General features: G+C 53.9%; 15 protein-coding genes, 3 tRNA genes and 1 pseudogene. 10 read left to right on the top strand and 9 right to left on the bottom strand.

The window, feature by feature from the left end:
* Positions 1-471 precede the first annotated feature (471 nt).
* Entirely contained in the window at positions 472-1,638 is a 1,167-nt protein-coding gene (locus C2U54_RS19650; RefSeq protein WP_103180179.1) for an anaerobic sulfatase maturase, read from the top strand.
* Entirely contained in the window at positions 1,635-3,503 is a 1,869-nt protein-coding gene (locus tag C2U54_RS19645) for a sulfatase-like hydrolase/transferase (protein WP_103180178.1), read from the top strand. Before C2U54_RS19650 ends, C2U54_RS19645 begins: the two co-directional genes overlap by 4 nt.
* A 78-nt stretch (positions 3,504-3,581) precedes the next feature.
* Here C2U54_RS19645 and C2U54_RS19640 read toward each other — a convergent pair whose 3' ends face one another.
* The 3 genes from C2U54_RS19640 to shiA all read right to left on the bottom strand — a co-directional run bounded on the left by C2U54_RS19640 (position 3,582) and on the right by shiA (position 8,211).
* Positions 3,582-5,354 carry an aminopeptidase P family protein gene (locus tag C2U54_RS19640; RefSeq protein WP_103180177.1) on the bottom strand — a complete coding sequence of 591 codons (1,773 nt, stop codon included), beginning with the start codon at positions 5,352-5,354 and terminating at the stop codon, positions 3,582-3,584.
* Positions 5,355-5,372: 18 nt separating this feature from the next.
* Positions 5,373-6,827: an AMP nucleosidase gene (locus tag C2U54_RS19635; protein WP_103180176.1), complete on the bottom strand. Its 1,455-nt coding sequence runs from the start codon at positions 6,825-6,827 to the stop codon at positions 5,373-5,375.
* Between the two features lie 73 nt (positions 6,828-6,900).
* Positions 6,901-8,211: a shikimate transporter gene (gene shiA / locus C2U54_RS19630; protein WP_103180175.1), complete on the bottom strand. Its 1,311-nt coding sequence runs from the start codon at positions 8,209-8,211 to the stop codon at positions 6,901-6,903.
* Between the two features lie 234 nt (positions 8,212-8,445).
* On the opposite strand from shiA, the gene ldtA reads away from it, so the two are divergent.
* From ldtA to C2U54_RS19605, 5 genes and pseudogenes are all read left to right on the top strand, one after another.
* Entirely contained in the window at positions 8,446-9,402 is a 957-nt protein-coding gene (ldtA, locus tag C2U54_RS19625) for a L,D-transpeptidase (protein ID WP_168192058.1), read from the top strand.
* A 170-nt stretch (positions 9,403-9,572) separates the two neighbouring features.
* A pseudogene (locus C2U54_RS19620) lies at positions 9,573-10,249 on the top strand (fimbrial biogenesis chaperone).
* Positions 10,250-10,362: 113 nt separating this feature from the next.
* The gene (locus C2U54_RS19615; protein WP_231736531.1) at positions 10,363-12,822 is read left to right on the top strand and encodes a fimbria/pilus outer membrane usher protein; all 2,460 of its coding nucleotides are present in this window, start codon (positions 10,363-10,365) and stop codon (positions 12,820-12,822) included.
* On the top strand, positions 12,806-13,762 hold the full coding sequence (locus C2U54_RS19610) for a fimbrial protein (protein ID WP_103180172.1): 957 nt from the start codon (positions 12,806-12,808) through the stop codon (positions 13,760-13,762). Before C2U54_RS19615 ends, C2U54_RS19610 begins: the two co-directional genes overlap by 17 nt.
* 39 nt (positions 13,763-13,801) lie before the next feature.
* Complete coding sequence (locus C2U54_RS19605; RefSeq protein ID WP_158251033.1) at positions 13,802-14,329, top strand: fimbrial protein; 528 nt, start codon at positions 13,802-13,804, stop codon at positions 14,327-14,329.
* 82 nt (positions 14,330-14,411) lie between these two features.
* On the opposite strand, the gene C2U54_RS19600 is transcribed toward C2U54_RS19605, so the two are convergent.
* Positions 14,412-14,487: transfer RNA gene (locus C2U54_RS19600), tRNA-Asn, on the bottom strand.
* Positions 14,488-14,806: 319 nt separating this feature from the next.
* Between C2U54_RS19600 and nac the strand changes: the two genes are divergently transcribed.
* Complete coding sequence (gene nac, locus C2U54_RS19595) at positions 14,807-15,724, top strand: nitrogen assimilation transcriptional regulator NAC (protein ID WP_103180170.1); 918 nt, start codon at positions 14,807-14,809, stop codon at positions 15,722-15,724.
* A 96-nt stretch (positions 15,725-15,820) separates the two neighbouring features.
* On the top strand, positions 15,821-16,771 hold the full coding sequence (cbl, locus tag C2U54_RS19590) for an HTH-type transcriptional regulator Cbl (protein ID WP_103180169.1): 951 nt from the start codon (positions 15,821-15,823) through the stop codon (positions 16,769-16,771).
* Between the two features lie 85 nt (positions 16,772-16,856).
* Here cbl and C2U54_RS19585 read toward each other — a convergent pair.
* Together C2U54_RS19585 and mtfA are read right to left on the bottom strand one after the other, a co-directional pair.
* Positions 16,857-16,932, bottom strand: a tRNA-Asn gene (locus C2U54_RS19585).
* A gap of 100 nt (positions 16,933-17,032) precedes the next feature.
* Positions 17,033-17,830 carry a DgsA anti-repressor MtfA gene (mtfA, locus tag C2U54_RS19580; protein ID WP_103180168.1) on the bottom strand — a complete coding sequence of 266 codons (798 nt, stop codon included), beginning with the start codon at positions 17,828-17,830 and terminating at the stop codon, positions 17,033-17,035.
* Positions 17,831-17,922: 92 nt separating this feature from the next.
* On the opposite strand from mtfA, the gene C2U54_RS19575 reads away from it, so the two are divergent.
* Positions 17,923-18,012: transfer RNA gene (locus C2U54_RS19575), tRNA-Ser, on the top strand.
* Positions 18,013-18,173: 161 nt separating this feature from the next.
* Here the strand turns inward: C2U54_RS19575 and dcuR are convergent.
* The 3 genes from dcuR to C2U54_RS19560 form a co-directional block, all read right to left on the bottom strand.
* Complete coding sequence (gene dcuR, locus C2U54_RS19570) at positions 18,174-18,899, bottom strand: two-component system response regulator DcuR (protein WP_103180167.1); 726 nt, start codon at positions 18,897-18,899, stop codon at positions 18,174-18,176.
* Positions 18,896-20,509, bottom strand: a complete 1,614-nt coding sequence (locus C2U54_RS19565; protein WP_103180166.1) for a sensor histidine kinase — start codon at positions 20,507-20,509, stop codon at positions 18,896-18,898. The genes dcuR and C2U54_RS19565 overlap by 4 nt, the downstream gene beginning before the upstream one ends.
* A 134-nt stretch (positions 20,510-20,643) precedes the next feature.
* Positions 20,644-21,717, bottom strand: coding sequence for a porin (locus C2U54_RS19560; RefSeq protein WP_103180165.1), 1,074 nt, complete (start codon positions 21,715-21,717; stop codon positions 20,644-20,646).
* Positions 21,718-21,851: the final 134 nt, after the last annotated feature.

Below are 21,851 nucleotides of genomic sequence, written 5' to 3'. Positions count from 1 at the left end.
GAGTAAGATGGCCGGGTTTTTTGATCTCTGTCGCTTTTGCGGCCTGGTCGGGAACTTCACGCTCCGTTGGCCGTTTCTGATCCCCCATGGTCTCCTTCACTGATACCGCTATTCGCAAGCTCAGCCTCGTAGATAAATCCTTCACATCCGGCAAGCACCCGCGCAGTCAGTTCCAACCCTTACTGATATTTTCTTCGAATGCTTAATCCTCGAAAGCTTTTATAGCTTCCTGATAGATCACCTTAAAGAAACAGTCATCACGACCCAGAAATTTCTATTTCCAGATGATTAAGGCGTTATTAAATTACACCAATTATAACGGATAATAACATCTTCGCTTTTGTAGCTGACATAAATAAAGATAAAACAAGAATAATATAATTACAGAACTATTAGTAACAATGGCAACGATCTTATTAATACAAATGATTTTATCATCACTGCAATTAATACCAACGAGCATAAGCAGTAATGAGTAATAATTTTAACACCGTCGCCAAACCAGGGGGCAATCTTTGTAATGTGGCATGTGATTATTGTTTCTATCTTAAAAATAATGTGTCCCGTCCTGCCTGTACCGTAATGGATGACGAAACGCTGGGAGCCTATATCCAGAATACCATTGCGTCGACACCCTCTATGAGCGTGGAGTTTTGTTGGCAAGGTGGTGAACCCACATTATGTGGACTGGCGTTCTTTGAACAGGTGGTTGCGCTGCAACAGCGTTACCGTGGTAACAAAACCATTCACAACAGCCTGCAAACCAACGGCATTCTGCTTGATGATAAGTGGGCCCGTTTTCTGAAAGAGAACGATTTTCTGGTGGGGTTATCAATTGATGGGCCCGCTTCACTTCACGACGCATGGCGTAAAACGCGTGCGGGAAAGCCCTCCTGGAAAAAAGTCGTACAGGCAATTCGCTGCCTTCAGCAGCACGATGTCCCGGTTAACGCCATGGTGGTGGTCAGCCATCAGTCTGAGACTCAGGGACAGACCCTCTACCGTTGTCTGACCCGGAAACTGGACCTCCGCCATATTCAGTTCATTCCTCTCGTTGAACCTGCGTTTCCCTGGTCAGTGACGCCAGAGGGCTGGGGGGAATTTTTGTGCGCTATTTTCAATGAATGGCTGGAACAGGATGTCGGAGAGGTGTTTATCCAGTTTTTTGACAACCTGCTTGGCGTATGGACAGGGCAGCCCGCAACACTTTGTACAATGCAACCGACCTGCGGACAGAGCTTACTGGTTGAAAAAAATGGCGATGTCTACAGCTGCGATCACTTTGTCTCACCGGAATATAAGCTGGGCAATCTTAAACAGGACTCAATGGCCGTTCTGGCCAGTTCGCCGTTTCAACGGCAGTTTGGGCAAGAAAAGGCCCGGCTTTCCTCACGCTGTATGAACTGTCACTGGCGCTTTGCCTGCCATGGCGGATGCCCTAAACACCGTATTATCGCCGAGGGCAACGAGGCACAGAATTACCTCTGCGAAGGCTATTTAGCTTTTTTCCGCCATATCACACCCTATATGAACGTCATGAGAACGCTTCTATTAAATCACCAGCCGCCCGCATTGGTGATGAAAATTGCCCCGGAAATCCGGGCGCAGGTAGTAAAATTAACGGAGTCTGGAGAATGAAAGAAAAGAATATAATAAATGAAAATCGTCGTGATTTATTAAAAGGCCTGGGGATTGCCGTTGTTGCCAGTCTGTTGCCAGAAACCGGAAATGCAGCGCAGAGCTGTGCTGAAACTAAACCTGCCTGGGATAGGCCGTTTACAGGTAAAATTCCGGAAACCCTCCCTGAAGGCTATAACATTTTATTGATAACCTGCGATCAGGAACGTTTTTTCGATCGTTATCCCTTTCCTGTGCCTGGACGTGAGCGGTTGATGAAAACAGGGGTGACTTTTACCAATCACCAGAATACGGCCAACGTTTGTACACCTTCACGGTCAGTGATGTATACCGGGTTACATATGCCGCAAACCCGCATGTTTGATAACCTTGGCTTTCCATGGATGAATTACGATCTTGATCCTGAGCTCCGCACCGTCGGTCATATGATGCGTGAACTGGGCTACTACTCCGCTTACAAAGGAAAATGGCACTTAACACGGGAAATCGATCAGCCTGTTGCTGGGAAATCGGTAGAAGATATTGATATTGCAGAAATCCCAACGCCTCGCCTGAACCAGATTATGGAAGAGTATGGTTTTTCTGACTATCACGGTATTGGCGATCTTATTGGTAAAAGTAAAGGCGGCTATTTCTTTGACTCGGTGACCACAGGGCAAACGATAAGCTGGTTACGTAATACCGGGCGCCCGCTGAATGATGAGAACAAACCCTGGTTTGCCGCCGTTAATCTGGTTAATCCACATGATGTGATGTTTATCGATACTGATGAAGCGGGTGAAAAAGTGCAATGGAAAGGCCCAATGGATAAAGAAAATCATACATTGCTCCCGACACAGCCGCCGCATAATAAAATTTATCAGCAGAGCTGGCCTGATTATCCTCTTCCGGCCAACCGCCACCAGCCATTTGACGAACCCGGAAGACCTGCCGCACATAAAGAGTATCAGAATGCCCGGGCCGTCATGGAGGGGCAGTTTCCAGACGAAGATCGCCGCTGGCGCAAATTGCTGGATTATTATTTCAACTGTATTCGCGACAATGACCGGCATCTTGAGGCTATTCTCAACGAACTGGATAATCTGCTCCTGACCGATAAGACCATCATCGTTTTTACCGCAGACCATGGGGAATTAGGCGGGGCACATCAGATGCATGGCAAAGGTTCATCAGTTTACAAAGAGCAGATTCACACCCCGATGATTATCCGCCACCCCGCTTATCCGGGAAACAAACGTTGTAATAGTTTAACCAACCATCTGGATTTAGTGCCGACGCTGGTGGGTCTGACCGGATGTGATATAGAAAAACGCAGTAAAGTTCTGGCTGGCAGGAAAGGCCGCGATATGAGCGTACTGCTTAGTCAGCCAGAAAGAGCAGGTGTACATACCCTTCGCTCTGGCTCACTTTATTGCTATGGGATGATCTTATATATGGATGCGAAATATACTGCACAATTCAGAGCGCTTGCAGCCCAAAAGCTTCCCCATGAGGAGTTCAAAAAAGAGATATCTAAAATAGCGCCTGATTTTAAGCACCGCTCCGCTATCCGAATGATTAATGATGGTCAGTATAAATTTGCTCGCTACTTCTCCCTGAAACAGCATAATACTCCAGTGACACTGGAAGCATTGCTGGATAATAACGATGTTGAACTCTTCGATATCGTCAACGATCCCGATGAAAACCATAATCTGGCTACAGAGCCGGAACGCTATCGCGATCTGATCATAAAAATGAACGACAAATTAAATCAGCTGATCGCGGATGAACTCGGTGTGGATGATGGCAGCTATATGCCACTATTTGATGGAGGCCACTGGAATCTGACGGCTTCAGAAATGTACCAGTATATGCGTGATTAACATCTTTCCGCTTCCCTGAAAATGGGTCGGTAAACCGAAAACGGTAACCCGAAGGTTACCGTTTCTGGTCTTTGTGCTTTAACCGTGTACGCGAACAGGCGCCGTGGCCGCGATCAGCCATGGGCGCGCCTCACTGTTAACGTGCGGCGAGAGTGCCTCACGCACCTGCTGATGATAATCATCCAGCCATTTAATCTCTTTTTCGCTCAGCAGATGCAGATCCACCTGACTCAGGTCGATGGGGACCAGCGTCAGCGACGCAAAGCGGCAGAAGCCCGGTACGCTCTCCACCACCTCTACCTGGTTTTCAATGCGAATGCCATATGCATCGGCCAGGTAATAGCCCGGCTCGATGGTGATGATATTTCCCGCCACCAGCGGCCAGGGGTTAACCTTCTTCGCGATACGCTGCGGATTTTCATGGATCAGCAGCTGATGACCCACGCCATGTCCGGTGCCGTGATCAAAATCGAGCCCCAGCCCCCACAGCTCACGCCGCGCGAACGCATCGATCTGATGCCCGCAGGTTCCGGACGGGAATTGCAGGGAAATAAGCGAGAGAAAGCCTTTTAGCACGGCGGTGTAATGCAGACGGCACTGGTCGCTCAGCGGCCCGAAAGCCAGCGTGCGCGTGGCGTCGGTCGTGCCGTTGTGATACTGCCCGCCGGAATCATTGAGGTAAAAATGATTGCGGGTGATAGCCGCATTAGTCTGCTCGCTGGCGTGGTAATGGCACATCGCCGCATTGCTGCCAGAGGCGGAGATAGTGGCAAAACTCTGCTCGATAAAGCCCGGTCGCTGCTGACGGAAGAGAAGCTGCTGCGCCTGGGCTTCCAGCTCGGTAATGGGTTGACCAGAGGCTTCGCGACGCGGCACCTCGTGCGCCAGCCAGGCCAGGAAATTGACCCATGCCACGCCATCCTGATGGTGGCTGTCGCGGTAGCCCGCCAGCTCAATCGGGTTTTTGTACGCTTTTATCGCGGTGATCGGGTCAGCGTGCCAGAGAATCTCCCCCTGCGGCTCTACGGCAAAGCGCAGGGCGACAGGGGCGGAATCGGCATCCACCATCACGCGCTTACCGGCGCACAGCTGCTGGCTTTGCGACAGAAAATCGGATTCAGGCGCCAGCGTCAGGCTCTCCAGCAGCGCGGGAGGAAGCGCGCGGGTTTTTTCAGGCGTGACAAACCACGTCACCGCGCCGTCGCGGCTCAACAGGGCAAACGAGTTCGGTACCGGGCTCGTCGGAATATCGCTGCCGCGTACGTTCAACAGCCAGGCGATGTTATCCGGCTGGGTGATGGCCAGATAATCGGCGTGCTGTTCTGCCAGAATGGCAGCAACGCGCTGGCGCTTGTCGGTACTGCTTTCACCGCTGATCTCCACCGGCATTTCGCGGATGGCACCCGCAGGCGGGGCCGGACGATCCTGCCAGAGGGTATCAAACGGCGATGCATTCAGGGCGACAAGCTCACAGTGACTGGCATTGAGTGCTTCATACTGGGTATGGGTCATCAGCATCGCTTCAAAGGCGATACGCGCCCCGGGCTTCATGTTCTGCTGTAACCAGTCTGCCAGCGGATCGTTGTGCAGATGCAGGATCTCAATCTCGGCCAGATTAACCTGTTCCCGGGCCTGAACCTGATAGCGTCCATCAACAAACAGCAGGGCGCGATCGCGCAGGATCAGGGCGTGTCCCGCCGAGCCGTCAAAGCCGGTCAGCCAGGCGAGAATATCGTCATGAGGGTGGCAATATTCGCTCTGAAAGGCATCGGCGCGGGGGACGATAATGCCATCCAGCGCCTGGGTCTCCAGCCACTGGCGCAGGGTGGATAGGGGTGAGGTGGTTTGCATAACTTTCCTTTTTTATGATCAGCGGAACGGCGGCTCGTTAAAGGTACGCAGTTTACGCGAGTGCAATTTATCCCCTTCGGCGCGCAGCAGATCGATAGCGCGAATGCCAATCTGCAGATGCTCGGAGATCGCCCCCTCGTAAAAACGGTTTGCCTGGCCGGGAAGTTTAATTTCCCCGTGCAGCGGCTTGTCGGAGACGCAGAGCAGAGTGCCGTAGGGTACGCGGAAGCGGTAACCCTGAGCGGCGATGGTGGCGCTCTCCATATCAATCGCCACCGCGCGGCTCAGGTTAAAGCGCAGCGCCGAGGCCGAGTAGCGCAGCTCCCAGTTACGGTCGTCAGTGGTAACAACCGTGCCGGTGCGCAACCGCTGCTTAACTTCTTCTCCCGGCATGCCGCTCACCTCTTTGGTGGCGTCGTACAGCGCCCGCTGCACTTCGGCGATGCTTGGGATCGGAATGTCCGGCGGCAACACCGCATCCAGCACATGGTCGTCACGCAGATAGGCGTGGGCGAGCACGTAATCGCCAATCAACTGGCTCTCACGCAGGCCGCCGCAGTGACCAATCATCAGCCAGACGTCCGGGCGTAGCACGGCGAGGTGGTCGCAGATGGTTTTGGCGTTCGACGGGCCCACGCCAATGTTAATCAGGGTGATGCCCTGACCGTCGGCGGTGACCAGGTGCCAGGCGGGCATCTGGTGTTTTTTCCACGCCAGGTCAGAAATGGCCTGCTCAGGCGCTTCGGTTTCGGCGGTGATCCAGATCCCGCCCGCGCAGGAGAGAGCAATATAGGGGCTGTTGGGATCGAGGATCTGGCTACAGCCCCAGCGGACAAACTCATCCACGTAACGGGTGTAGTTGGTGAACAGCACAAATGGCTGAAAGTGTTCGGCGGGGGTGCCAGTGTAGTGTCGCAGGCGCGCCAGCGAAAAATCGACCCGGCGGGCATCAAAGTGCGACAGCGGGGAAAACTCCGCCGGATGGTAGATCCCGTCTGCGGTCTCATCGCCGATCTGCGAAAGCTCGGTGGTCGGGAAATGGCGCGTTAAGCCCGCGCTCATGGAGCGGTCCAGGGTCAGCTCTGAGCCATCGATAACGTACGGGTAGGGGATCTCATGGCGCGAGGGCTCCACGGTGATATGGGCACCGTAATCCTGATACAGCAGCGTCAGCTGCTCCTCCAGGTAAGGGCGGAACAGCGTCGGACGGGTGACCGTGGTGGAGTAGCAGCCAGCGTGGGTGAATCGCGCATAGGCGCGGGTCTTCGGCGTATTGGTGGCGCTGCCATCCCAGGTCACGGAGAGTGACGGATAAACAAAGAGGCCATTCATTCTGGCCTCGGCATCGGGGAGCGTTCCGTCTTTGATATAGTCGCCGATGGCGCTGCGCAGGGCGTTAACCGCCTGATCGTACAGCGCATCCAGCATGTCCAGTGCCTGAGCCGGGGTCAGGCTGGAGTCCTTATTATTCATCTCTGTCTCCTTGTTCCACAGGTGTACGGCGTTACCCGATAGTATGTCACCTGTATGTGAAACAAAAGTGAGATCAGGTAGCGGCCGGTTTCATCACCAGGCAGGTGGCGGCGGAGAGCAGGCACCCGGCCAGCAGGTAGATCGCCACGCTGTGCCAGTCACCGCCGGAGAAGGTCACCAGCGCGGCGGCAATAAACGGCGTAAAACCGCCGCCTACTACGCTCGCCACCTGATAGCCAACCCCGGCGCCACTGTAGCGGTAACTTGCGCCAAACATCTCAGTGAACATCGGCTGCTGGACACACACCACCATGTCATGGGCGATATTCGCCAGCAAAATGGCAAACACCACAATCCAGATAACGGACTGGGCTTCGAGGGCCATAAAGAACGGGAAGGTACTCAATGCGCCCGTTAACGCCCCGGTGATATAGACCCGACGGCGGCCAAACCGGTCCGCCAGCCAGGCAAAACAGGGAATAGTGAGAAAACTGATGCCCCCCACCAGCAGGCCGATATTCAAAAACAGCTCCCGGGGCAGGCCGAGATTCTGGGTGGAGTAGCTCAGCGCAAAAGCCGTGACGATATACATGGTCAGCAGCTCGCACAGGCGCAGGGCGATAATTTTCAAAAACGCGGCCGGATGACGGATCAGCGCGTCCATCACCGGCAGGCGACGCTTCTCTGCGGGTTGTTGCCGCTGCTGCTCGAACTCGGCAGACTCATCCATCCTGTTACGCACCCACAGTGCCCCCAGCACCAGCACAATGCTGAAAAGGAACGGGATGCGCCAGCCCCAGCTCAGGAACTGTTTATCGGTGGTCAGCGTGCTGATCAGCGACACCAGCCCGGTAGAAAGCAACAGACCTACGCCATAGCCCACCTGTACCCCGCTGCTATAGAAGGCTTTTTTCCGTGCCGGGGCGCTTTCAACGGACAGCAGCGCGGCGCCACCCCATTCGCCGCCGACGGCAAAACCCTGCACGGCCCGCAGGGTCACCAGCAGAACCGGTGCCCACCAGCCAATAACGGCAAAAGAGGGGAGGAGACCAATCAGCGCTGTGGCGATGCCCATCATCCAGACCGTCAGCATCAGCATTCGCTTGCGGCCCAGCTTGTCGCCGAAATGGCCGAAAATCACCCCGCCCAGCGGGCGGAACAAAAAACCGACGCCAAAGGTGGCAAAGGCGGCGAGGGTGCCCATCGCCGGATCGATCTGCGGGAAAAACTCACGGTTAAAAACCAGCGCGGCGGTAATGCCGTAGAGCAAAAAATCGTACCAGTCGACTACCGCACCGGCAAAACTGCCGAGGGCCGCGCGGCGCGCGCGATGCAGCGATGGTATAGCCCCGTCGGGGGACGAGGAGGCGAGGGTGGTATCCATAGTGATCCTGTCTGACGTTATTTTTTATAGGTATTAGAAAGAATATCGCTCACGTTGCGGTCGCCCTGAAACGGCGACGGGTATGAGACTACCGCGACAGCGGACGGGTGAAAACGATTTTATCCCCGCGTGAGGTAAACGGGTGATATTCATTGAAATGATGGTTTGTTAACTGGCGATAAACACAGCAACAGGGCTATGCTTGTCAGATACGCGGAGCGACAGAGGAAGGGAATAATGCGTCGTATAATGAAGTTGGGCTTTATCGCTGCTTTATTGGTCAGTCAGCATGCGCTGGCGGTGAGTTATCCGTTGCCGCCTGAAGGGAGTCGTCTGGTGGGAGCCTCGCAGGTGATCACCGTTCCGCAGGACAACAAACTGCCGCTGGAGGCGTTTGCGGCCCAGTACGGGCAGGGGCTCAGTAATATGCTGGAGGCGAACCCGGGCGTTGATCCGTTTTTGCCTCAACCCGGTACACAGCTGGTAGTGCCGCAACAGCTCATCCTCCCCGCAACCGTGCGTGAGGGGATTGTGGTCAACGTGGCGGAGATGCGCCTCTATTATTACCCGCCAGGGGGTAGCACCGTTGAGATCTTCCCCATCGGTATCGGCGAAGCCGGGCGCGAGACGCCGCGTAACTGGGTAACCGCCGTCGAGCGCAAGCAGGACGGGCCCACCTGGACGCCAACCCCAAACACCCGTCGGGCTTACGCCAAAGAGGGCAAGACTCTGCCCGCGTTTGTACCTGCGGGGCCGGACAACCCGATGGGGCTGTATGCGCTCTATATCGGCAGGCTTTACGCAATTCATGGCACCAATTCAAACTTTGGGATCGGGCTGCGCGTGAGCCAGGGCTGCATTCGTCTGCGCAACGACGATATCAAATACCTCTTCGATAATGTTCCGGTCGGGACGCGCGTGCAGCTTATCGATCAGCCGATTAAAGTCACCACCGAGCCGGACGGCAGTCGTTGGGTCGAAGTGCATGAGCCGCTGTCCCGTAATCGTGCGGAGTTTGAATCGACAAATAAGGTGCCGCTACCGATGACCGCAGGGTTACGCGCCCAGCTCAACGGCGCGGATGTGGATGCCGTGAAGGCTAGCGGGGCGCTGGAGCGCCGGTCGGGGATGCCGGTGAATGTCGGTATCGGCGCACAGAGCACGCCGCTGGTCATGACGTCCAGCCAGTAAGCCTGGCCGTAAGAATAAAAGCCCGCTTAAGTCTCCTTAAGCGGGCTTTTACTTTAATGCAGGTAAAGCGTCTGTCAGAGTAAAATTACGCTGGGTTTTCATTGTTGGCTTAAATGAAAAGATAAATACTCTGGTGAAATATTTACCAGCTTATTTAAAACCCAGATTTTATGAAACGTTTCAGAAATATCCTTTTTACCGTTTTGCTGGCACTCTCTGGCGCATCGTCAGCCTATGCGGGCGTTAATATAGGCGGAACGCGAGTGATTTACGACGGCGGAAAAAAGGAAGCAGCCATTAGCGTTTCCAATCCCGATACCGTGCCTTACCTTATTCAGTCATGGTTTGATAATCAGGATAATAGCACCGGAAGGATCCCCTTTATTATTACGCCTCCTCTGTACCGACTGGATCGCGGTCAGGAGAATGTGATGAGGATCGTCCGCGCCGGGAATTTACCGGACAATAAAGAATCGATGTACTGGTTAAATATCAAGGCCATTCCTGCGGCGGAAAAAAAGCGAACTCGCTTCAGATTGCAGTAAAAACACGCATCAAATTAATTTATCGCCCTTCGTCATTAAAAGGAAAGGTGCCTGAGGATTTTGCTGAAAAATTGATTTGGAAAATTTCTGCGAATCACGTTTCGGTGCGTAATCCGGGTAATTATTATATGAATTTTAATGAAATTACCGTTGCGGGAAAAAACGTGCCTGAACCGACTTTTGTCGCACCAGGCGCATCGGCGTCGTTTTTACTTCCGGCAGGGGTCAGTTCCGGGCCTGTCACATTTAAATTGATTAATGACTATGGTGGTGTCGGAGCGACACATCATGCCGCTATTTAAGGCGTTGATAACCAAGGGATGGTTAATAAAAACTCATTATGCGCACGATATTATGTTGCTGGTTTCCACCGACCCGGCTCGCCTTATTAATTATACTGGCTTTACCCGGTGTGATGCAGAGCGCCTGTGCAGAGGAGTATTTTAATCCGGCACTGCTGGAAGTCGATAATCCCTCCATGAAAGGCGTTGATCTCTCATCCTTTGCGCGTGGTGCGCAGGTGCCAGGGAAATATCGCGTTGAGGTGGTTGTTAACGGTCAGACGGTGGATACACGCGAAATTGCATTCAGATCGGTTGCCACGACCCGGGGTGATAATCGTCTGCAGCCTTGCCTGTCGCCAGGTTTGCTACAAAGTTATGGCGTCAAAACCGATCGCTTCCCCGGGCTCGATACCGAAAGCGAATGCGTAGAACTCGCCGCCATTCCTCAGGCGTCTGCCGACTTTATCTTTGGTGCGCAAAAACTGTTGTTGAGTTTTCCGCAGGCCGCACTCACTTCCCAGGCGCGCGGCTATGTTGCGCCGGAAATGTGGGACGAGGGGATTAACGCCTTGCTGCTGAATTACAGTCTCAGCGGCGATAATACCTGGGGCAGAAACAGCACGACGAATAACAGCCATAGCGAGTATGCCAACCTGCGCCCGGGTATCAATATGGGGCCCTGGCGTCTGCGAAATTATACAACCTGGCGCCGGGATAACGACGGCAAAGCGCAGTGGGATTCGGTTTACACCTATGCCCAGCGCAACATTATCCCCCTGAAAAGCCAGCTGACGCTCGGCGACAGTTCATCGCCTTCCGACGTTTTCGACAGTATCCCTTTTCGCGGCGGTCAGCTGGCCTCTGATGATGAGATGCTGCCGGACAGTCAGAAAGGGTACGCGCCCGTGGTTCGCGGCATTGCGCGCACGAATGCCCAGGTAGTTATCCGCCAGGATGGCTACATCATTTATCAGAGTTATGTTGCCCCGGGCGCATTTGAAATTACCGATATGTATCCCACCGGTGGCGCCGGTGATTTAACGGTTTCCGTTAAAGAAGCGGACGGCAGCGAACATGATTTTGTGGTGCCCTATGCCTCTGTGCCTGTTCTGCAGCGAGAGGGGCGGTTGAAGTACAGCCTGACGGGCGGTCAGTATCGTCCCAGTGACAGCGAGGTTGAAAAGCGTCCGCTGATGCAGGGCACCGCCATTTATGGTCTGCCTCAGGGCTTAACACTCTATGGCGGCATACAGGTATCTCGCCCATATCACGCCTGGGCCCTTGGCATCGGTAAAAATATGGGAACGATTGGCGCCTTGTCAGTGGATGTCACCCAGGCGTGGTCGAACCCTGCCTCGATGAGCAAATCAAGCGGGCAAGCCTGGCGCGTACGCTTCAGTAAAAATTTCACCGATACCGGAACCAATTTTTCGGCGACCAGCTATCGCTACTCTACGGCAGGCTATTACGCAATGCAGGAGGTGCTGGATGCCGACGGCGAGAGTGATTCGTTGCAGGATCGTCGGCGTAACCGTGCTGAAATGACGTTAAGTCAGACGCTGGGGCCCGCCTTCGGCTCCCTCACCGGCAGCGCAATCCGTGAGGATTACTGGAATGCTGACAAGACGATGAGCTCATACAGCGTCAGCTATAACAACGCATGGAACGGCATTACCTGGGGGCTGAGTTATAGCTACAGCAATAATGCGAGCGCAGCGGGCAGCGGCGGGGGGAAAACGTACGATAAAGATCGGATCCTGGCATTAAATATCAGCATTCCGTTGGATCGTTTCCTGAGTCATACCTGGGCCAGCTACAGTCTGAATACCAGTAAAAAAGGAAACACAACCCAGACGGTGAGTCTGAGTGGCACGGCGCTGGAAGAAAACGCCCTGGACTGGAGTATGCAGCGAGGGTATAGCAACAACGCAGCAGGTCGTACCGGTAATCTTAGCGCTGACTATCACGGAACCTACGGCGAAGTGACCGGCGGTTATAGCACTGACGAAAATATGCAGCGCGTCAACTACGGCCTGAATGGGGGGATTTTGGTTCATGCCAACGGGATGACGCTGGCTCAGCCTTTTGGCGAAACCATCGCGTTGATTAAAGCCCCGGGCGCGTCGGGCGTGGGCGTCTCTGGCCAGACCGGCGTGAGAACGGATTTTCGCGGTTATACTGTCGCCAGCAATGTCTCGCCATATCGCAAAAATAGCCTGAGCCTGGAGACGGAAACGCTACCTGATGATGTTGAACTGCAATTAACGACTCAGACCGTTATTCCTACTCGCGGTGCGGTGGTCAGCGCGAAATATATCGCTAACGTGGGGATCCGTGTATTAATGACCCTGACACGGGGAAATGGGCTGCCCGTTCCCTTCGGAACTACGGTGACCCTTGCCCGAGACAAAAATTCTCGCGGATTTATTGTTGGGGATCAGGGCCAGGTTTACCTCACCGGACTCGAAAACAGCGGAGAGCTCATTGCACGCTGGGGCCAGGCAGCGGATGAACAATGCCGCGTTAATTATGTGCTTCATGAATCTGCAATTAATTCCGGAGTGGTATTAAGCAATGAAATATGCAAATAAAATTATGGGCGCTAAGATCCCTGGCGTATTACTCATAATGGTATGCTGGTTTTCCAGCTTTGATGTGTTTGCCGATTGTGTATTTGCTGAGGGCCAGGGACAACAAATCCTGAGCTTTTCGCCCAATAACGTGATAGTGCAAAGAGATGTACCCGTTGGCTCCGTAATCTATTCAAGTTTGACCGGAGTAGGCCAGAAACTGCTGGAATGCAAGGGTGACACAAATACTAACTATTATAAAATGACTTATCTGGGTGGCGTAGCGACATCGATTACCCATGCCTATGCGACCAATATTCCCGGTGTGGCTATTGAAGTAAACTTTTCGTGGGCATATCTGGACAACCCGCCCTCCACCGATAATACAGTTTCAGGTTCAGTGAACCTCCCCCCGATTAGCTATACATTGTATAAAACGGGCGTTATTCAGTCCGGTGCATTCACTATCGGACAACTTGGCACCTGGTCGGTATCAGGAATCACACCCGTTATTGTTCATTTGAACGGGGGAGGCATTACCCAGGTGGCCTGTTCGATCACTACACCTAATTTAACGTTTCCGATAGGCAATGTTTCAAAAGCGGATTTTGGCACAACGCCAGGCTTTACCCCTGGAAAAACCAGCACGCAGAATCTTGGCCTGGATTGCGATCGAGCTGCCAATATCTATGTCACGTTGAACGGACAGCAAAACCCGGATGTCAGCGATCCCAGTGTAATGGCATTAAATAATCAAGGTGGCGCTAATACCGCGCAAGGCGTTGGGGTGCAGTTATTATATGATGGTAAACCTCTTATTATTAACAGCAGGCTGGCGTTAAAAACATCCAGCGGCGGGAAAGAGTTATTTCCTGTTACTGCCCGTTATTATCAGACAAAAAATCATGTCACTGTCGGTGAAGCGAATTCAACTGCTACGCTGACACTGACATATCAATGACGTTTGTCATATCTTAATATCATGCCAAGGTGGGCTAAAATGAAAAAATGTTTATGCTATTTGACCGCATCCATTTCCGCTGTTCTTTTTGCTGGCAATATTTACGCGGCAGATACGGTGGGTATCAATGTCACAGGAAAAGTGATTGCTACTCCCTGTAAAACACTTAATGGTGGCTCCAGTACATTGAACGTGGACTTGGGACAATCCATCGCGGCCACGTCCTTAGAGGCGGCAGGTTCGGGGTCACCCATAACCATGTTTGATTTACCTGTGACCGACTGCCCGGCCAGCACCACTAATGTAAAAGTGACTTTTACGGGTACCCCTGACCAGACAGATGCCACGCGATGGGCAAACAACGCGGCGCAACCTGCAGCCAATACTGCCGTTGAGTTATCTCAGCAAACCACGGGAACCATTTTGAGCAATAACAGCTCATTAATCGGTGCTGTGGAAGGGGGGAGTACCACTTTCAAACTTCAGGCGCGCGTTTATTCGAAAGCGGGAACCGTTATGCCAGGGGACGTTTCTTCAGCCATCGTGGCCTCTTTCGAATACCAGTAAACCCGGTGGTGCCGACGCTGTCGGCACCCGTGCACAAAAACAAAAAGCCCGCATAAGTTTCCTTAAGCAGGCTTCTTAAATTTGGCTCCTCTGACTGGACTCGAACCAGTGACATACGGATTAACAGTCCGCCGTTCTACCGACTGAACTACAGAGGAATCGTGTGAACGGGGCGCATATTATCGACGTGGGTCGCCGTTGTCAAAGGGTGATCTCCTCTGTTTGACGCGTTTGCTGACAAAATCAGCAAAGTGATGCTTTCCCCAGCGGATTGCACGTTTTTGGTGCGGATATACCCCGAATGGGGCAGATCATAAACCGCTGTTTCACTTTAAAATGCGACGACAGTGATTGGATTTCCTTATTTTCAGCCGCTTAGCGGACATATCGGACCTCTTTTAAAAACTGGCAAGCATCTTGCAAAACCCTCTGTACATTCGCGCCGGAACCGGCAACGCATTTCGTACAGGGGGCAACATGAACTTAAGACGACTGAAATACTTCGTAAAAATCGTCGATATCGGCAGCCTGACCCAGGCCGCTGAAGTGTTACATATCGCGCAGCCGGCACTGAGCCAGCAGGTGGCCACTCTGGAAGGTGAACTCGATCAGCAACTCTTGATCCGCACGAAACGCGGCGTGACCCCGACCGAAGCAGGCAAGATCCTTTATACCCATGCACGCACTATTTTGCGCCAGTGTGAACAGGCGCAGCTGGCGGTGGGCAATGTCGGGCAGACGCTGACCGGCCAGGTTTCGATTGGCCTGGCACCGGGTACGGCGGCCTCGTCTGTGACTATGCCGTTATTGCAGGCGGTGCGCGCAGAGCTGCCGGAGGTACTGGTCTACCTGCATGAAAACAGCGGCGCGGCGCTGAACGACAAATTACTCAGCGGACAGCTGGATATGGCGGTGCTTTACGATCGCTCCCCCGTGGCGGGGATCACCAGCCAGCCAGTACTAAAAGAAGATCTCTATCTGGTAGGGACGCGGGATTGCCCGGGTCAGAGCGTCGATTTAACGGCGGTGGCCGAGATGAATCTGTTCTTACCGCGTGATTATAGCGCCGTGCGTTTGCGCGTCGATGAAGCCTTCTCGCTGCGCCGTCTGACGGCGAAAATCATTGGCGAGATCGACTCCATCTCTACCCTGACCGCTGCCATTGCCAGCGGAATGGGGGTGACGGTGCTGCCTGAATCGGCTGCGCGATCGCTCTCCAGTGCCGCTAACGGCTGGATGGCGAGAATTAGCTCGCCGTCCATGAGCCTGCCGTTATCGCTTAACGTCTCGGCCCGCGGCTCGCTGTCACCGCAGGCGCAGGCGGTGAAAGAGATCCTGATGTCGCTGGTGAGCCGCCCGTCGCTGGAGAACCGCGAGCTGCAGCTGGTCAGCTAATATTCCATAAAAGCATAAGTTGCGGATTTTTATTATTTGTTTACACGGCGGACGCACTTTAACAATAGCGTCATGTCAGTTTCGCCGGAGTGAACCGTGAATTTCCAGCAGCTTAAAATTATCCGTGAGGCGGCCCGTCGGGATTACAACCTGACCGAGGTCGCCAACATGCTCTATACCTCTCAGTCGGGCGTCAGTCGCCATATCCGCGAGCTGGAAGAGGAGCTGGGCATTGAGATCTTCATTCGTCGCGGCAAACGTCTGCTGGGAATGACCGAGCCCGGCAAAGCACTGTTGACCATCGCCGAACGTATTCTCAATGAAGCCAGCAACGTGCGCCGTCTGGCAGATCTCTTTACCAACGACGCCACCGGCGTGTTAACTATCGCGACCACCCATACTCAGGCCCGCTACAGCCTGCCCCCGGTGATCAAGGCCTTTCGGGAGCTGTTCCCGGATGTGCGCCTGGAGCTCATCCAGGGTACGCCCCAGGAGATAGAGATGCTGTTGCAAAACGGTGGGGCGGATATTGGCATTGCCAGCGAGCGCTTAAGCAACGATCCGCTGCTGGCGGCGTTCCCGTGGTTTCGCTGGCATCACAGCCTGCTGCTGCCCCCAGACCATCCGCTGACGCAGGTCTCTCCGTTGACGCTCGAGGCTATCGCAAAATGGCCCTTAATCACCTATCGGCAAGGTATCACCGGGCGGTCACGCATTGATGAGGCCTTCAACCGCAAAGGGCTGACGCCGGATGTGGTGCTCAGCGCCCAGGACTCCGACGTGATTAAAACCTACGTCGAGCTCGGGCTGGGTATCGGGCTGGTGGCGGAACAGTCCGGCGGCGAGCACGAGCAGGGGAGCCTGGTGCGTCTTGATACCCGTCATCTTTTCGATGCCAACACCGTGTGGCTCGGCCTTAAGCGAGGGCAGTTGCAGCGCAACTATGTCTGGCGCTTTATCGAACTCTGCAACGCCGGACTGTCGGTAGAGGAGATCAAGCGTCAGGTTATGGAGCCGGAAGAGGTGGCGATTGACTACCAGATATAGCCAGATTAACCCTGCGATGCGGGGTTTTAACGGTGAGAAATAGCAAAAAGCCCGCTTAAGTTTCCTTAAGCGGGCTTCTTAAATTTGGCTCCTCTGACTGGACTCGAACCAGTGACATACGGATTAACAGTCCGCCGTTCTACCGACTGAACTACAGAGGAATCGTGTGAACGAGGCGCATATTAATGGCCTCGCTATTTTGTGTCAACACTAAATTCAACGCACTGATTCAATTGATTAATTATGACACAGGCTGCTGTTTTAGTGTACTTGCGCGGCGGAATCTTCGCCAGGTCCTTCATTTTCACGTAAACGCTGTAGCGGGTCCTGCTGGTAAAAGTGGCAAAAACGCTGCCACAGGGCCGGGAAGCGCGGAGCGAAAAGTTCGGGTGCACTGAAGAAATATTCCGACAATACCGCAAAGCATTCGGCGGGATCGGTGGCAGCATAGGCGTCGATACTGGCCGCGCTTTCGCCCACCAGATCGATCTCATCCTGAATATTGTTCATGGCGGCGTGCAGATCGTGTTCCCAGCCTGCCACTTCACGCAGGGGAATAAAGGGAACGCCGCTGGCGCGATCGCCGTTACGGGTATCCAGTTTGTGGGCCACTTCGTGAATGATGAGGTTGAAACCTGACGCATCGAACGAGTCCTGAATATCCAGCCAGTTGAGGATAATCGGCCCTTGCTGCCAGCTCTGACCGGACTGCACCATCCGCTGATTGTGCACCAGCCCGATCTCATCCTCCCATTCGTCATCCACTACAAAAGGTGCCGGATAGATAAGAACTTCATGAAAACCGTCCAGCCACTCGATCCCCAGCTGCAGTACCGGCAGGCAAAAGAGCAGCGCTATGCGGGTGCTTTTGCGATCGTCGAGCTCAAAACCCTGCAATGGAACCAGGCGTTTTTGCTGTAAGAACCGTATGGCAAGCTGTACCAGACGCGATTTATCCTCATCCGATAAGGTGGACAGGACGGGGATCGCCAGGGCCTCTTCCCACGGCAGCGCCGCGCTTCGGGCGGATTCATTCGATTTCCAGGGCCACTTAATCATCGCTTTGCTCGCAAACTCGTCACTTGAACAAAATTGAACGGTTATGGTCTGTTAAAATGCCAAATTACCCGGCATGATGGCAACATCAAAACGGAGAGATGCCGGAGCGGCTGAACGGACCGGTCTCGAAAACCGGAGTAGGGGCAACTCTACCGGGGGTTCAAATCCCCCTCTCTCCGCCACGCTCTCTTCCGTCACCCTTTCCGCACGTTTTCTCGTCAGAGATCTTTTACGCTGGCTACCTTATCATTCCACTTATGTGGAGTAATAGCCCTTTACTGCCTCAAGACAATATATGTGAGCTAAATCAGGATGTTTATCGGAAGAGGTTGAAGTGCATTCATTACTCTTGGTGGCAATACTGTCTGAGCAGGGCAATCTGCTCGGGCCGCAGGCGATAGCGATAGACCGGTCGGCCGGTCGCGCCGTAGTGAATGCTGGTGTGCAAAATGTTGACCTGCGCCAGCCAAATCAGGTATTTGCGGCAGGATACCCGCGAGATATTAACTGCGCCAGCCAGTTCGTCGGTGGAGAACTCCGTTTCCGGATGCGCATCAATCCACAGGCATAGCGTTCGCAGCGTCTGCGGGGTTAACCCTTTTGGCAGACGGCGGCTGTCTGCCAGCGCCGGCGCACCGCCACGCAGAAGCCGGTCAACATCAGCCTGGTCATAATACTGATGCGCTTCCATCAGCTGCTTTTTTTCGCGCCAGCCCTTTAGTGCCTCTTCGAAACGCGGGAACTGAAACGGTTTGATCAGATAGTCCACCACACCATAGTGCATGGCGACCTGAATAGTGGCACCATCAGAGGCCGAGGTAATCATAATGACGTCTGTTTTGCGCCCGGATGCCCGGATAACCGGCAGCAGGCTCAGGCCATTATCGCGCTGCATATAGACATCCAGCAGGATCAGGTCAACCTGCCGGGCAGGGGAGTGAAGTATGGCCCCGGCTTCTGCCAGGGAAGTGGCTACGCCGCAGCAGCAAAAACCCTCAACCCGATTGACGTACTGGCGGTTAAGATCGGCCACCATGGCATCGTCATCAACAATTAAAACATGTATCACGCGCTATTCCTTTCACTCTCCCAGGGGAGTTGCACAAAAAACTGGGTAAACACGCCCGGTTCCGATTCAACGACGATCTCTCCGCCCAGATCCTCGATCTGCTGACGGGCCAGGTATAATCCCACCCCCCGGTTCTCCCCTTTGGTAGAAAACCCTTTGCTAAAAATGGTGTGCAGATGTTCCGGGGCGATGCCCGGACCATCGTCGCTCACCTCGGCGCTAAGCCAGCCCTGCTGATAGTGCAGCAGCAGACCGATTTCGCCCTCGGGCTGCTCAGTCATAGCATCAAGCGCATTTTCAATCAGATTACCCAGCACGGTAATCAGCCCGGCGACCTGCTGCGCATTGGGATTATCCGGCACCTGACTGGCATCGGAGAGCGTCAGGCGAAACCCTGTCTCTCTGGCGCGATTGATTTTACCCAGCAGAAATCCTGCGACCACCGGCGATTTGATGTTGCGCTGTAGCGTGCCGACATCGGTCTGCCAGGCGTTGGCGGTCGACAGAACATACTCTTCCAGTCTGGCATAGTGCTTCATATGCAGCAGCCCAAGTATCACATGCAGCTTGTTCATAAACTCATGGGAGTGGCTGCGCAGCGCATCCAGATAGTTCACCATACCGTCCAGCCGTTGCAGGAGCTGGCTAATCTCCGTCTTATCACGAAACGTCGTGATGGCGCCCATCAGCTGATTATCGCTCCTGACGGGCAAGGTATTGCAGAGCAACAACCTGCCGTGGCAGTTGAGCTCCTGGTCCTGGCGAGCCATGCCGCTACGCAGCACCTCGCGCAGATTCGCCAGCAGCGGTTCCTCGTGCAGGGCCTTGCTGCTGGCGCTGATATTCAGGATCTGGCGGGCGGCGTGGTTGACCATCGTTACACGCCCCTGCTGATCCACGGCGATCACCCCTTCGCGCAGGGAGTGCAGCATCGCCTGACGTTGTTCGAGCAGGGCTGAGATTTGATAAGGCTCCAGCCCAAACAGAATGCGCTTCAGCATCCGCACCAGTCCCCAGGCGCCGAGCGCGCCCAGCAGCGCGCTGAACAGCACCAGCCAGATGGCGTCCCAGCGATTGCGGGCGATCTGCTGCTCTACTTTATTCAGTGAGATCCCCACGGCAACGACACCAATTTGCTGGTGGTGCGCGTTATACACCGGAGTGAACACGCGCAGCGCCTCGTCGAGTACGCCGTGATTGATGGCGACATTCTCTTTATCCTCCAGCGCAGGCCGCAGATCGGCCCCAATAAAAGCTTTGCCGAGCAGGGCGCTGTTAGGATGGGAATAGCGGATCCCCTGCATATTGGTGACAACGGCAAACAGCAGATTATTACGCTGCATCACTGCCATAGCGACAGGCTGAATAATGTTGCTGTCCGGCGGGAAGGATAAGCCGCGGATCACCTCCGGGCTGTCGGCCAGGGTTCTGGCGACGGCGAGAGCGGTATCCCGCACACCATCACGGGTGGCGCGGGTGATTTGGGCAAAGTAGAGAACAAAAATCACCAGTAATATTGCGCCCGTTACACCGTACACCATCAGCGTGACCAGCGTGTTCAGTTTCATTGGGCGCTTGTGCGTGGGGGGAAGGGGCGGCAAATCGCGCATTGAAACTCCGGTCAAGAGGGAAAGGGGGGCATTATCGCTGATGGGCGGGATTTGTAAAAGCGATGTAAAACTGGTGGCGACAGAAAGTAAAAAGCCCGCTTTGCAGCGGGCTTAAGAGCGTTTGGCGATCTCAATCAGAACTGGTAAACGATACCCATCGCGAACTGGTCATCAGCATGCGCGCCAGTAATACCCGCTTCGTCTTCATCCAGCAGGTTGAATTTATAGGCGGTATAAACGTTCATGTTTTTGTTGAAGTAGTACCAGGTACCCAGTTCAACATAGTTCACCAGATCGGCATCAACGCCGCCATGACCGTTACGTGCATACAGGTCTTTGCCCTGGGAGTAGACGTAGCCCAGAGAAGGACGCAGGCCGAAATCGAACTGGTACTGGACCACGGCTTCGACGTTGCGGGTTTTGTTAGCGAAACCCGCATCTCCCGCCCAGGTCATGTTACGGGTTTCACCGTACATCACCGCAGCATAGAGGTTGTTGGCATCATACTTCGCTGCCAGTGACCAGATTTCTGCGGTATCGCCGTAGCCGTCAGCAGTCTGCTTGTTGGTACGGTCAGACTTACCGTATACACCCACGAAGCCGAAGCCATCAAAGTTGTAGGCCAGAGAAGTGCTGTAGCCGTCACCGTTGGCTTTTTTCATCTGACGATCGTTGTTTTTACCCTGGTACTGGAGGGCAAAATCCAGACCCTCAACGGCACCAAAGAAGTCGCTGTTGCGATAGGTCGCCACGCCGGTTGTGCGGCCAGTCATGAAGTTATCGGTGTGAACCCAGGAGTCGCCACCCCATTCCACCAGCATATCGGTGTATGCACCTGCATCGTACGCCACGCCGTAGTTACGGCCATAGTCGAACGAACCATAGTCACCGAATTTCAGGCCTGCGAACGCCAGACGGGTGCTCTCATCCTGCTCGCCTTCCGGAGTGCTGGCGTTCAGGTTGTATTCAAACTGGCCATAACCGGTCAACTGGTCGTTGATCTGCGTTTCGCCTTTGATACCGAAACGGGCATAGGAGGTATCGGCATTCTCGCTGTTGCTATCATCGGTCTTGTCCCAGATACGCTCACCGACCATTTTTCCGTACAGATCGAATTTATTGCCGTCCTTGTTGAAAATCTCCGCCGCATTAGCCGCGCCAGCGCATAATAAAACAGGGACAAGAACTGCCAGAACTTTTCTTTTCATTATATATTCCTTTGTATGTATTTTCTTCATGAATATACGTAAGCCCCTCCGGGTTACGGAGGTAATACTATTTCAGTGCAGGTTTTTTCTGTTTAAAAATAAATGTAACAGAATTATTTAGAGTATTTCAAAAT

Origin of the sequence: Leclercia sp. LSNIH1, assembly GCF_002902985.1 — a bacterium.
GTDB lineage: Bacteria > Pseudomonadota > Gammaproteobacteria > Enterobacterales > Enterobacteriaceae > Enterobacter.
The sequence above is the reverse complement of the archived record's forward strand: the minus strand, read 5'-3'. Positions and strand labels throughout refer to the sequence as shown.